At 73.9% G+C, this 12,763-nt stretch carries 8 protein-coding genes; 5 read left to right on the plus strand and 3 right to left on the minus strand.

What is annotated here, in order from left to right; all coding sequences use genetic code 11:
* On the plus strand, positions 1–2,719 hold a 2,719-nt coding region (locus JGS22_RS14830), incomplete at its 5' end, for a protein kinase domain-containing protein (protein WP_216814995.1).
* 407 nt (positions 2,720–3,126) lie between these two features.
* A complete protein-coding gene (locus JGS22_RS14835) occupies positions 3,127–3,354 on the plus strand; it encodes a DUF2087 domain-containing protein (RefSeq protein ID WP_236073960.1) in 228 nt (75 codons plus the stop codon).
* Between the two features lie 158 nt (positions 3,355–3,512).
* Here JGS22_RS14835 and JGS22_RS14840 read toward each other — a convergent pair whose 3' ends face one another.
* Together JGS22_RS14840 and JGS22_RS14845 are read right to left on the minus strand one after the other, a co-directional pair.
* The gene (locus JGS22_RS14840; protein ID WP_211043382.1) at positions 3,513–3,998 is read right to left on the minus strand and encodes an SMP-30/gluconolactonase/LRE family protein; all 486 of its coding nucleotides are present in this window, start codon (positions 3,996–3,998) and stop codon (positions 3,513–3,515) included.
* 859 nt (positions 3,999–4,857) lie between these two features.
* Positions 4,858–5,481, minus strand: coding sequence for a DUF4291 domain-containing protein (locus tag JGS22_RS14845; RefSeq protein WP_308405677.1), 624 nt, complete (start codon positions 5,479–5,481; stop codon positions 4,858–4,860).
* Between the two features lie 220 nt (positions 5,482–5,701).
* On the opposite strand from JGS22_RS14845, the gene JGS22_RS14850 reads away from it, so the two are divergent.
* Both JGS22_RS14850 and JGS22_RS14855 read left to right on the plus strand, forming a co-directional pair.
* Positions 5,702–6,040 (plus strand): YciI family protein, encoded by a 339-nt coding sequence (locus JGS22_RS14850; RefSeq protein ID WP_211041341.1) that lies wholly within the window; start codon positions 5,702–5,704, stop codon positions 6,038–6,040.
* 388 nt (positions 6,041–6,428) lie between these two features.
* Positions 6,429–8,156 (plus strand): bifunctional 3'-5' exonuclease/DNA polymerase, encoded by a 1,728-nt coding sequence (locus tag JGS22_RS14855; RefSeq protein ID WP_211041340.1) that lies wholly within the window; start codon positions 6,429–6,431, stop codon positions 8,154–8,156.
* Positions 8,157–8,743: 587 nt separating this feature from the next.
* On the opposite strand, the gene JGS22_RS14860 is transcribed toward JGS22_RS14855, so the two are convergent.
* Positions 8,744–9,403: a hypothetical protein gene (locus JGS22_RS14860; protein ID WP_211041339.1), complete on the minus strand. Its 660-nt coding sequence runs from the start codon at positions 9,401–9,403 to the stop codon at positions 8,744–8,746.
* A gap of 412 nt (positions 9,404–9,815) precedes the next feature.
* On the opposite strand from JGS22_RS14860, the gene JGS22_RS14865 reads away from it, so the two are divergent.
* Entirely contained in the window at positions 9,816–12,587 is a 2,772-nt protein-coding gene (locus JGS22_RS14865) for a serine/threonine-protein kinase (protein WP_216814996.1), read from the plus strand.
* Positions 12,588–12,763: the final 176 nt, after the last annotated feature.

Raw genomic sequence — 12,763 nt, forward strand, 5'->3', positions numbered from 1 at the left:
GGTCTACCTGGCGCGTTCCGCGGGCGGCCGTACGGTCGCGGTGAAGGTCGTGCGTCCCGAGCTGGCCGATGACCCGGGGTTCCGGGAGCGCTTCCGCCGGGAGGTGGAGGTCGCCAGAGCGGTTTCGGGGCGCCGCACCGCCCCGGTGGTGGACGCCGATCCGGACGCCGCTTCGCCCCAACTCCCGTGGCTGGCCACCCAGTACGTGACCGGGCCCTCTCTCAGCGAGGTCATCCGCCGGCACGGGGCGCTGCCGGAGCGCACCGTACGCGCGCTGGGGGCAGGACTGGCCGAGGCGCTGCACGAGATCCACGCGGCCGGGCTGGTGCACCGCGATCTGAAGCCCTCCAACGTGCTGTTGGCGGCGGACGCCCCGCGGGTCATCGACTTCGGCATCGCGCGGGCGGTGGACGGCGACCGGCTGACCCGCACCGGTTCGCTCGTCGGCTCGCCCGGCTTCATGTCGCCGGAGCAGGCCGAGGGCCAGCCGGTCGGGCCACCGGCGGACATCTTCTCCCTGGGCACCGTGCTCTGCTACGCCGCGACCGGGCAGAACGCCTTCGGCGACAGCTCGCCCGCGGCGCTCCTCTACCAGATCGCCCACGCCGAACCGGATCTGGAGCGGGTGCCCGACTCGCTGCGTACCCTGCTCTCCGCCTGCCTGGCCAAGGACCCGGCCGCCCGACCGAGTGCCGAGCAGATCGCCGAGCACTGCCTACCGGCCCGCGGCGAGCGGGAGTTCGGCGACTGGCTGCCGGGCGCCGTCTCCTCCACCATCGCCACCCTCGCCTCCCGCATCCTCGATCTGGAAGCGCCTCCCGAAGCGCCGTTGCCGGGCGTCCGGGGCGGCGGGGCGGGGGCGCTGAGCTCCTCGGGTCCGGTGTCCGGTTCGGTTTCGGCCCCCGGTTCCGGCGTTGGTTCGGGTTCCGGGGCCGGGGCGTCGGGCAGTCCGGAGAGCGGGGCGAACGAGCGTACGGCGATGCTCCGCCTCCCGCATCCTCGATCTGGAAGCGCCTCCCGAAGCGCCGTTGCCGGGCGTCCGGGGCGGCGGGGCGGGGGCGCTGAGCTCCTCGGGTCCGGTGTCCGGTTCGGTTTCGGCCCCCGGTTCCGGCGTTGGTTCGGGTTCCGGGCCCGGGGCGGGAGGCGGAGCATCGCCGTACGCTCGTTCGCCCCGCTCTCCGGACTGCCCGACGCCCCGGCCCCGGAACCCGAACCAACGCCGGAACCGGGGGCCGAAACCGAACCGGACACCGGACCCGAGGAGCTCAGCGCCCCCGCCCCGTACCCCGGCAGGCCGGGCGCCGTCCCGCCGGGCGCGGCGCAGCCGCCGAACCCCGGGCCGTCTTCCCGGAGTTCGGCCCCGAACGCCTCTTCCTCCGGCGGCAGCCCCACCGGGCCCACAACCGGAACCGGACCTGCCACGGACGCAGCGCCCGTCCCCGCGCCTGTCACCGGTGCAGCGCCCGACACCGGACCCGACACCGAGACACCGCAGAGCAAAAGTGCCTCGCGGCGCCGCTTCCTGCTCGCGGCGGCAGGGCTCGCAGGTGTCGCGTCGAGCGCCGTCGGCGGGGCGTGGCTGCTGAGCGGTGACGGGTCGGCCGAAGGCCGGAGCGGTGGCGGCGGCGGCGAGCCCGGCGACGGGCGGAAGCCCTCCGGCACCGAGGAGTTCGCCACCCCGCCGGCAGGCGTCGCTCCCGCACCGCTGTGGCTCGCGCGGCTGGAGGAGGGCAGCCTCGCCCCCGCCAACCCGGTCGTTGCCGGCGACGTGGTGGCGGTCGGCGGGATGCCGGTCCGCGGTGTGCACGCCCGTACCGGCCGGGAGACCTGGCGCCGCGGCCGTTCGGAGGACTCCCAGCTCAGCCGGTTCCACCTGGTCGGAGAGGTGGCGTACCAGGGGCTCTTCGGCTCCGACGGGTATGCCTTGACCGGCGTCGACCTCCGTACCGGCAAGGAGTCCTGGCGCACCCAGCTGCCGGAGCAGTTCCGCTCGCCCCGGGTCGTGGCGGCCGACCGTCGGCAGCTGTACTTCTACAGCAGGCAGTTCGACGGCGACCTCGGGAACCGCGACCAGAAGCAGGACTGGGGCGCGGTGGACATCGAGTCGGGCAAGCCGGTGTGGAGCGTCTCCCGCGACATCTCGCGCTCCGAGGTCGGTATGGTCACGCTCGCGGCGGGCGGCTGCCTGGTCGTCTGCGAGGACGAGCGCGTCCTCACCGTCCGCAGCGCCGAGGACGGCCGCGAGTTGTGGAGCCGCAGGATCGAGGGGCCGGTCCAACCGGTGGTCGCGGGGGACCGACTGCTCCTGCACGGCGACGAGCTGGTGGCCCACCGGCTGCGCTCCGGCGAGAAGCTGTGGACACTCTCGCCCAACGGGCGGCGCGGATTCGGCGTCCCCACGCTGTTCGACGACGCCCTCTACCTCTTCGACTTCGACCAGGGGCTCTGGAAGGTCGACCCCGCGACCGGCAAACGGCTCGCGATGCAGGAGAGCCTGGGCGGACGGGCGCGCGGCGACACGATGGTCAAGGTCGGAAACAGCCTCTACGTCGCCTCCTCGGCGCTCGGCACCGGCATCACGGCGGTCGACGTCCGCACGCTGGAACGCCGCTGGACCTACAACGACGGTGAGCGCAGCGGTCCTTGGTACATGGCCGCGGCGGGGCGCCGACTCATCGTGCTGCACAACGAGCGCCTGGTCGCCCTGCCGGCAGTCTGAGCCGCACACCACCCCACCTGCCACCCGCCCCGCGGCCCTCGGCCGCCAGGGGCGGCGCGGTTTCGGCGGAGGTGCGGGCGATGCGGGCAGCCGGGTCGTGGTGCGGGCCGGGTCGTGGTGCGGGCCGGGTCGTGGGCGGTACGGGGTGTGGGCGGTACGGGGTGCGCGGCGACCGGCCCGGGGTCGGTAGGCGGCACGCGCCTCACGGCACCGCGCGGCACATGGATCACGCGGATCAGGCGGTCGGCGCTCCACGGCGGTTCGTGGATAACCGGTTGCGCGCGGGCGCGCCGCGGGCGGACGCTGCCCGCATGTCCACCACGCCGACGCCCGCCTCCCCGTCCCCCGGCCCGCTCCCCGACTCGCCCGCCGGTCCGCTCGCGCACCACTTCCGCGACGGCCGGCTGATGAGCATCCCGCGCAAGCAGGCCCGTCGGGCCGCTCTCCTGGACCATCTCGCGCGGACGCTCTTCGCCCAGGACCGGGACTACGCCGAACAGGCCGTCAACGACGCCCTGTCGACCGTGCACGAGGACCACGCGGCGCTGCGTCGCCATCTCGTGGAAGGCGGGTTTCTGGTGCGTACGCGGGACGGTTCGAGCTACCGCCGTGCGACGGGCGGGCCCACGGGCTGACCGCGGACTCGGAGCCGCGCCCTTCCCTGCCGGCGCGACACCCGAGTGCCGTGCGAGGCCGGCCCGGTCCGCGGACGGCGGCGGGCGGCGCGCGCCCCGTGCGGGGACGAGCGACGGCGTGCGGCGGCGTCGCTGTCGGCCGGGCCCGCGGCGTCCAGTCAGCCCACGGTCACCTTGAGAATGCGCCCGGACGCTTCGGTGACGAAGAGCTGCCGCGCGGGATCGTGGTCCCCGAAGCCCTCGGGCGTACGGACGCTGGTCGGCATCAGGACTCTGTCGGTGAGGGTGCAGCTCTCGCCGGTCGAGGGGGCGAGCCTGATCAACTCGCCGCTGAGGAACGCGGTGACCGCGAGCCCGCCGTCGAAGCCGACCAGATCGTCGAGGACCTTCAGGTCCAGGGGCCCCGGGCCGAGTTCGGCGACCTTCTCGTGTGACGACGGGTCGTCGAGCGGCACCCGTACTACGCTCGCCCGCAGATCGATGATCACGCTCGCGTAGAGCTGGTCGCCGACGATCTCGACGCCGTTGGTGCCGAAGACGTCGGCGGCCTCCGTCCACTGCTCGTCCACGGTCCCGTCCGCGCGGACCTTGAGGATGCTCGCGGAGAAGTGGCGGCCGACGTAGAGGTTGCCCTCCGCGTCCACGGCCAGCCCGTTGACGTCCGTGAGGCGTCGGTGAAGGTCCGCGCCCTCGGCGCCTCGTCACTCGGATCGAAGCGCATGATCCGGCCCGAACCCGGTCGCAGCAGGCCGGAGTTGACGTACATCAGACCGTCCGGGCCGACGCGGATGCCGCCCGGCGACGCGACCTTCACGCTCTTGCGCACCGTGCCGTCGGGTGCGTACCCCTCGACCACGCCTCTGGTCGTGTGCGAGACCCGCGTCAGCCCGCGTCGGTCGAAGTCGAGGTTCTCCCTCCAGTCCAGCACCGGTGCCCCGCCCTTGTGGAAGACCTCCACCTTCACCGGCTCGGCGCACGCGCCCCGCGCCGCGTGCGTGCCGGTAGCGCCGTCTCTCGCACTCGCGTTGGCCGGTGCTCCAACCGCCCCTGTCACCAGCACAGTTGCCGCCACCACCACTGAACGTATTCGCATGGCCACATGACTGTGCCGTGTTCCGGATGCCCGCCACTCAGTCGCCTCACAAAGAAGACAGTGCTGTTCATCATCTTCGCGCGCGTCTGCCGCGGTGAGCACGAGAGGGCCGGAGGGGAAGCGTCTCGGCCGGCGAAGCCCGTGCCGAGCTCACGACCCTGCAGCTCTGGCTTCTGTGTCGGGTGTGCGGGGTGCGTCGGGTGTGGTTGGCGTGGCTGGTCCGTGTGCGGCCCGGTCGCCGGCGAGGAGCCCGAAGAGCACCGGGTCGTGGAAGGCGCCGAGTGCCCCCGCGGAGGAGCAGGCCGGGCCCTCACGGACGAAACCGTTGCGCCTGCGGGTGGTGAGCGGGTGGTGAGCGGGTGGGAGCGGGTGGGAGCGGGTACGGGGACGGCAGCCGGACGCAGGGTCCGTCAACACGGCACCGCCGGCAGCTGCTTCTGCGGCACCAGACCCGCGAGCAGGTCGTCCCCGGCCGGGTACGGGCGCTCCTCGGGCAGCAGCGCGGCGGCGTCCTCCGACTCGCCCGCGCGCAGATGGGCACGCACCTCGTGCGCGAGCGCCGTCACGTCGTTCACCGCGACGATCCACTCGTCCGCGAACCGCTCGGCGGCCTCGCCTCCGAGTCCGAGTTGCAGCGAGCGGTGCGGCAACGCCCGCAGATACAGGTCCCGTTCGGGGTCCCACTGCACACGGGCGGGCCGGCTGTTCAACAGGCGCCGCCACTCTTCGGGGCTGTGGTGCACGTCCGCCCGACAGTGCGACAGGCAGGCGTTGCGCAGGGCCCAGTCGAAGCCGTCGCGGCTGATCTCCAGGGCCAGTACGGTCTCCTGGTCCCGCTTGGCGCCCCAGCCGGAGCGGTACATCATCCACAGGAACGATGGTTTGATCCATGTCATCCGCTCGCGCTTCCAGGCGTCGGGGAACCGTCCGTCCCTCGCCGTCGGCAGGCCGATGTGCGGCGCGTACGCCTGGTACACGGTGATGGTCCGCGGCGAACTCACCGCTCGTATCCGGTGTTCGGGGATCTCCTGCACCCCGCCACGATCCCCCGCGACCCCTGCGGCTGCCACTGAATTACCACCCGGCGGGCCGGCGGAGAGCTGCCCGCGGGGCGAGTTGTCCCGTCCGTACGGGTGCGGCTGACAAGCAGGCGCACGCAGACCGGGAGGTCGCCCGCCATGCTGCGGCGCCCCGCCGTAGCGTGGGGCGGGAACCACGGCGGGCCACCGGTCCGCGGACAGTCGGGGAGGACCCATGACGCGGTATCTGATCTCGTTCGACGACGGCGCAATGGACATTCCGGCGGAAGACCTCCCCGAAGTGGCCGAGGCGGCGACCGAGGTGGTGCGACAGGCACGGGACACAGGTGCATGGGTCTTCGGCGGTGGGCTGGAGAGCCAGCGCGCGAGTCTGGTCTCCGTCGACGGCGCGGTCACCGACGGTCCGTACCCGGAGACCAAAGCGGTGCTCGGCGGCTTCGCGGTGCTCGAACTGCCCTCGCGCGAAGAGGCGTTGGTGTGGGCCGCCAGGCTCGCCGCCGCCTGTCGCTGCACTCAGGAGGTCCGCGAGTTCATGCCCGAACCGGGGGCCTGAACCGGCGGACACGGACGTCGGGAGGGCGGTCGCCAGGGGCGCAGCCGGATGCGGCGGGCCCCGGTGGGAGGCGAAGCCGAGGAGCGCGCAAAGTGCGGGAGGGGGCCGGAGGTTGGCCCGGGCCGCGTTCCTGGAGCCGCCTGTGCGGACCCCGTCCGCCGACACCGCCACCCCTCCACCGGCACCTCGACGCCGTCGCCGCCCTTGAGGGCCGCTCCGACCCGACTTGCGCCTGTCCGGTTCTCCGACTTCACCACTCCCGCCGCGACGCCTCGTCGCCACTGCCCGCGCCCCGCCGCCACATCGGCGGTCCGGGGCGTGCGCCGGATCGGGCGGGGCGCGTGCCTGTGGAGCGGTGTTGTCAGTGCGCGGTGCCAGAATCCGCGGTATGGCCGAGTGGTGGGCGTTGGCGCCGGACGGGGCCGGGGGTGCGTGGCTCGCGCCGCTGGGGCCCGGTGGTCGTGCGCCCGCCGACGTCGCAGTGCTGCGCGAGTCGGACCTCGTCGCCGCGGTGCGCGCCCGGCCGGAGGTGCGCTGGGTCTGGCGTTCGACGGAGGAGGCCTATCCGCCGCTGCTGGCCGCGGGAGTGCGGGTGGAGCGGTGTTACGACGTGGAGGTCGCCGAGCAGTTGCTCCTCGGGCACGAGGGGCGGTTGGGCGAGCCGCGTTCGGCGGCAGCGGCCTGGGCGCGGTTGCGCGGCGGTCCGGTGCCGGACGATCCGCCGCCCCGTGCGGTCGCGCCCGGCGCGCAGTCCTCGCTGTTCGATCCGCGCGGCGGCAGTGAGCTGCCGTTCTCCCGTCTGCTGGAGGTCTTCGCCGAGCAGCGCCGAAGATCGGAGGCCGCCGAGCACCCCGGGCGGATGAGGCTGCTGCTGGCCGCCGAGTCGGCCGGGATGCTGGTGGCCGCGGAGATGAACGCGGCGGGGCTGCCCTGGCGTGCGGACGTGCACCGCGAGGTGCTGCACGAGCTGCTGGGCGAGCGGTACGCGGGCGGTGGCGAGCCCCGTCGACTGGCGGAGCTGGCGGACGAGGTCTCCGCGGCCTTCGGACGCCGGGTGCGACCGGATCTGCCCGCCGATGTGCTGAAGGCGTTCGCCGAGGCCGGGATCAGGCTGAAGTCCACCCGGCGCTGGGAGTTGGCCGAGATCGACCACCCCGCGGTGGCGCCGCTGATCGCGTACAAGAAGCTGTACCGCGTGTACGTGGCGCACGGTTGGAGCTGGATCCAGGACTGGGTGCGCGACGGCCGGTTCCGCCCCGGCTTCCAGCCCGGCGGCACCGTCACCGGCCGCTGGACCACCAACGGCGGGGGCGCGCTGCAGATCCCCCGGGTGATCCGCCGCGCCGTCGTCGCCGACGAGGGCTGGTCGCTGGTCGTGGCGGACGCCGCGCAGCTGGAGCCGCGGGTGCTGGCCGCGATGTCCGGCGACCGCGCGCTGATGGAGGTCGCGGCCGACACCGGCGATCTCTACACCGCCCTGTCCGACCGCACAGCCCTCGGCGACCGCGACCGGGCCAAGTTGGCGCTGCTGGGTGCCGTGTACGGCCAGACCTCGGGCGACGGGCTGAAGAACCTCGCCGCGTTGCGCCGCCGTTTCCCTCTGGCCGTCGGCTGTGTCGACGAGGCCGCGCGCGCGGGGGAGGAGGGCAGGCTCGTACGCAGCCGGCTCGGCCGTACCAGCCCGCCTGCGGCCCGCGGCCGGGGCCTTGGGGAGCCGGCGGGTGAGGCCCCGGACGACGTCGGGAGTGCACAGGACGCGTACGCGGACGTCGGCCGACCGGCTGACGCCGACGGGGAGTTCACTCCTGGGTACGCCTCCATGAATCCGCGCGCCCGAGGCCGCTTCACTCGCAACTTCGTGGTGCAGGCCAGCGCGTCGGAGTGGGCCGTGATGATGCTCGCCGCGCTTCGGCGGAGTCTGCGCGGGATGCGTGCGGAGATCGTCTTCTTCCAGCACGACGAGGTCATCGTGCACTGCCCCCGGGAGGAGGCGGGCGAGGTCGCCGAGGCCGTCGACGCCGCGGGGGTGTCCGCCGCGGAGGCGATGTTCGGCCCGACACCGGTCCGGTTCCCCTTCACCGTCGCCACGGTCCGCCACTACTCCGAAGCGCGCTGAATCTCCGGCGACGGTACGGCCGTTCGCCCGGGCCCGCGTGCGCACGACGGGCCGCGTTCGCAGCCCCCGCGTGCGCGACGGCCGCGCGTCCACGACCGGCCGCCGGACCATCGCCACGGTCGTCGGCCGGTGGGGGCGGTCGTCGGCGCCCCGCCGCCGTACCCCGTTGACGTACCCCACCGCCGTACCCCATTGCCGGGCTCGTCGACGTGTGCGGCTCGACGCCTCCGGCCGGGCCCGCGCGGTTGTCCCGGCGCCGTCCGGGGGCAGCCGCGGCCTCGTCCGTGGCGCGGCAGCGGCTCGAACCGTCCCGCGTGCGCTCCGGCAGCCCGCTCTCCGCGAGTGGGTGACCGAGCGCCGCATGGTCGTCGTGCACGGTCGGCAGGGCGTCGTTGACGGCCGGTCCGGCCCACCGCGGTGCGGGGCTGACCGGCCCGGACATGCGTCGTGGCTGTCCGCGGGGTGCGCGGACAGCCACGAGGCCGGGGAGGAAGTGCCCGGCGGTCAGCGCAGGGCGTGGCGCGGGACGGTCGCGGCCGGTTCGGCCGCGGGGCGTGCCGCGGTGTTGCTTCAGCGGGCCCGGGTGGTTACTTCACGGCCCAGAGCAGCGGGTTGACCATGCCGTAGGCGAGCTTCGTCGGCTCCTTGCCCTCGTCCATCAGGAACGTGGTGCACAGGGTCGCCTTGGTGCCCTTCTTCCACTCCAGCTCCCGGTCCTTCTCCGGGCAGCCACCCTTGAGCGGCTGGCCGCCGATGGCGATGAAGCGGCTGCCGGGCTTGCCCTCGGCGTCGAGCACGGCGGTGGTGCTGTTGAGGTCCGTGCCGGGGCTGATCTCGCCGGTCTGCTCGGTGATCTCGTACGTGAAGTACGCGTACACCGGGTACTTGCCCTTGACCTTGTCGGCGCTGAAGCCGGCCGCGGTCAGGTCGGCGTTCTCGCCGGTGTCGACCTTGTCCGCGGTGATCTTGGCCTTGAGGGTGCCGTCGCCCCGCTTGATCTCCTTCTCCTCCGAAGCTGCCTGGCCGAGGGGCAGGTCGCCGGTGTTGGCGGGCGCCTCCTCGGTCGGCTCGTCGGTGGCGTCGTCGCCGTCGTCCGAGCCCGAGGTGTCGCTGCTCTCGCTGCTGGACTTGTCGTTCTTCTTGTCGCCGGAGTCGTCACCGTCGTCGGAGCCGCACGCGGTGAGCGCGAGGGTCAGTGCCGCGACCGGAGCGATGGCGCGGAGCAGCGTCTTCCTGCGGTGTGTCATGGTGTGGGTTCCTCCCCGTTTTGGTGACTTCGAGCGTTGCGTCCGTTGTGAATTCTCCGTCGGTACGCCGCGGTTGAGCTTAGGTGACGGTCTTCGGTCGCTCGGACACAGCCCTGTCACTGTTCTGTACGCATCCTCGTGATCGCGCGACGACGGCAGCACGGTGAGGGACGTGCGGGTTCGTTGTTCCTCTGGGTGCTCCTCCGGCCCGTGTGGTGCGCGAGCGGCAGGAAGCTGTCACGTGCTGCCGGATGTGAGGGGGCGGGTGCGACCGGGGTGCGCGGCCGTCCCGTCGAAAGTGGCGGCTGTCCGCTCTCACCTGCTGTGACGTGCGTCGCGGCCGGGTAGTTAAGGTGTGGCGACCGCGAGCGGGTAGAGGGTCTTCGCGGCGGGGTGACAAAGGGGGACATTCATGGAGCCGCTTCAGGCGGGGGAGCCGACCGAGGTCGGTTCCCACCAACTGCTGGGTCGCTTGGGCTCGGGTGGTTTCGGTCCGGTGTACCTCGCCCGCTCGGCCGAGGGCCGTACCGTCGCGCTCAAGGTCGCCCACCCCCGGGTCGCCGAGGACGCGGACGTACGGACCGGACTGCGCGCCGAGTTCGCAGCCGCCACCCGCCTCGCCCCCGTCCGGTGCGCGCAGCCCGTCGTCGACGCCGATGCGGATGCCGAACTCCCCTGGATATCCTCCGAGTTCGTCGCGGCGCCCACTTTGCAGGCGCTCGTCGAACGGCACGGTCCGCTGCCCGAGCGGACGGTACGGGCACTGGGCGCGGGGCTGGCCGCGGCGCTCGCCGACCTCCACCACGCCGGTTCGCTGCACCGCGACCTCAAGCCCTCGAACGTACTGGTCACTCCCGAGGGTCCGCGCCTGATCGACCACGGGCTGGCGCGTGCCGTCGACGGCGAGCAGATCGACAAGGCAGCCCTGATCGTCGGCTCGCCCGGTTACCTCTCACCGGAGTTGGCGCGCGGCAAGGAGTCGGGCCCCGCGGGCGAGGTGTTCTCACTGGGTGCGGTGCTGGCCTACGCCGCCACCGCACGCCCGCCCTTCGGCGGGAGTACGACGGCGGCGCTGCTCTACCACGTCGCACACGGCAAACCGGATCTCGCCGGGACGCCGGAAGCTCTGCGCGAGGTGCTGAGGGACTGCCTCAGCCGCAAGCCGGGCCCCCGCCCGACCCCGGACGGGCTGGCCGAGCGGCTCCAACCGGGGGGCGCGGACGGGGCGTTCCGGGACTGGCTGCCCGCCGAGGTGGCCGAGGACCTGAACGTGCTGACGGGCGAGGTGTCGGCTGCGACCGGCCGGGGCGCCGCTGCCGGAACGGGTACCCGCGGAGCCGCCGGTGCGCCCGGTGGGCCCGGTGCGGGCGGTGCGCCCGGTGCGGGCGAGGCGGTCACGGTTGCGCTGGCCCCGGGAGCCCTGTCGGCGCCCGTGCCGGCTGCGCCGGTCGCCGATGCACCGACTTCCGATACGCCGACTTCCGGTGCACCCGTCTGCGATGCACCCGTCTCCGATGCGCCGACTTCCGGAGCCGAAGCCGAGACTTCCGCCTCCGTCCCGTTCACCGCCGAGACCGCCGGCGTGCCGGACGCCCCTTCGGCGCCCGCGGCGGACGTCGCCCCGGCACCGGACGCCGTACCGGGGGCCGGGGCGGTGCCGGAGAGCGGGCCGACTCCCGTACCGTCGCGGCGGGTTGAACCGGCGGGCCCGGAGGGCCGGCCCCGCCCCGGCGGCACCGAGCCGCCGACCCTGCCGCTCGGTACCCGCCGCCAGTCCGTCGAGCCACCGCCCGGCTCTGCTTCGGCATCTCCTGCCGCCCTTGGCGCGACCACGCCGGTTGTGCCCGTACCCGCGGGGACGCCCGCACACGGCGTTCCGGTCTCCGCTGCGGTCCCGGCCCCTGCCGCCGGGGGCGGTGCCCAGCCGCCCCACTCCGGTGCACGCGGCGGAGTCTCCCGCCGCCGGGTGTTCGGGATCGCCGCCGGGGTCATCGGTGTCGGTGCTCTTGCCGCGGGTGCCGCAGCCTTCCTTCCCGGGGACGGCGAGGCCTCGAACGAGTCGGCTGCCGCGCCGCCTGCCCCGGACGAGGCGCCCCCCGCGGACCCCTCCGCCGAGAGCTACCCCACTCCGCCGCCCGGCACCGCGCCCGAACCGCTGTGGTCCACCCGGCTCGACGGGCGTGAACTCGCGCGCTCGCGCGGCATGTTCGCGCAGCAAGACCTCGTCTTCCTGCCCGGCACCCCGATGCGGGTGATCGACGTCCGCAGCAGCAAGCCGGCCTGGAACTCCCGGGATCTCTCCGCCGCCTACGGGCGGGCCGGGTACGTCACGGCCAGAAGCATGCTCTTCTTCGCCGGCCCGGAACGGGACGGCACCCTCGTCGCCGTCCACGCGCGGTCCGGCAAGGAGGTGTGGACTGCGCATCCGGGACACGGCCTGTCGGCCAGGGCGCCGCTCGCCGCCGACGACCAGCACCTCTACGCCGTCGCCGACATCGAGGGCGCCAGCGTGAACGGAGGCAGCACGGCCCTGTGCGCGCTGCCGCTGGACGGTTCGCGCGGGGCGCTGTGGCACAAGCCCCTGGACCTCAGGGCCGGCAACGGCAGTTCGCACGCGGTGGCGACCGCTTCGGGCTTCCTCGCGCACGGAGCCGAGGACGACACCGTCACCGTCCGGGAGGCGGAGACCGGGCGGCAGCTCTGGCAGACCCGGGCCGCGACGGGGCGGGCGAGTCCCGTCCCCGTCATCCACGAGGACGTTCTGCTGCTGGGCGGACCCGAGCTGCGGGCCCACCAACTGGGCACCGGCAAGGAGTTGTGGCGGCACCGGCCGCGCCACTCCTCCGGTTTCCGCACGCCGGCCGCGTTCAAGAGCGGCTTCGGCCACGTCTTCGAGGACGACGGGACGCTCTGGCGCCTGGACGCGCGCTCCGGCCGCCCGCAGTGGGTCAAACCCGCGACGGGCGGCTCTCCGGCGGGCGACGAGATGGTGCAGAAGGACGGGACCCTCTATGTCGCCTCCGCGGAGGGCAAGGGCGTCACCGCCTTCTCCCTCCGGGACGGAACGCCCCGCTGGACCTTCCGCGACGACGGTTCCTCCGCGGACTCCTGGCATGTCGCACTGTCCGGCCCGCGCCTCCTCGCCCGCCACGGCACGACTCTGTACTGCCTCCCCGCCGTGTGAACGCGCCTGAGGCCAACGGCCCTGAGGCCCTCGCACGTGCGGCGACCGCGGTGCGGGCCCGGACGGGGTCGCGCCGAGAGCCTGCCGAACGCCGACCGCGCTGCTCGACCGCAAGCCGGTGCCGACGGCCGCGCCGGCGCGGGCACTTCCGGCACGAAATGCGCCCGTAGCCTGGC

Source organism: Streptomyces tardus (assembly GCF_018101125.2).
Lineage (GTDB): Bacteria > Actinomycetota > Actinomycetes > Streptomycetales > Streptomycetaceae > Streptomyces > Streptomyces tardus.

What these genes read in the sequence shown, in the direction of transcription:
- JGS22_RS14865 (WP_216814996.1), top strand. Translation starts at nt 9,816, where the DNA reads ATGGAGCCGCTTCAGGCGGGGGAGCCGACCGAGGTCGGTTCCCACCAA.
- JGS22_RS14850 (WP_211041341.1), top strand. Translation starts at nt 5,702, where the DNA reads ATGACGCGGTATCTGATCTCGTTCGACGACGGCGCAATGGACATTCCG.
- JGS22_RS14860 (WP_211041339.1), bottom strand. Translation starts at nt 9,403, where the DNA reads ATGACACACCGCAGGAAGACGCTGCTCCGCGCCATCGCTCCGGTCGCG.
- JGS22_RS14855 (WP_211041340.1), top strand. Translation starts at nt 6,429, where the DNA reads ATGGCCGAGTGGTGGGCGTTGGCGCCGGACGGGGCCGGGGGTGCGTGG.
- JGS22_RS14835 (WP_236073960.1), top strand. Translation starts at nt 3,127, where the DNA reads ATGAGCATCCCGCGCAAGCAGGCCCGTCGGGCCGCTCTCCTGGACCAT.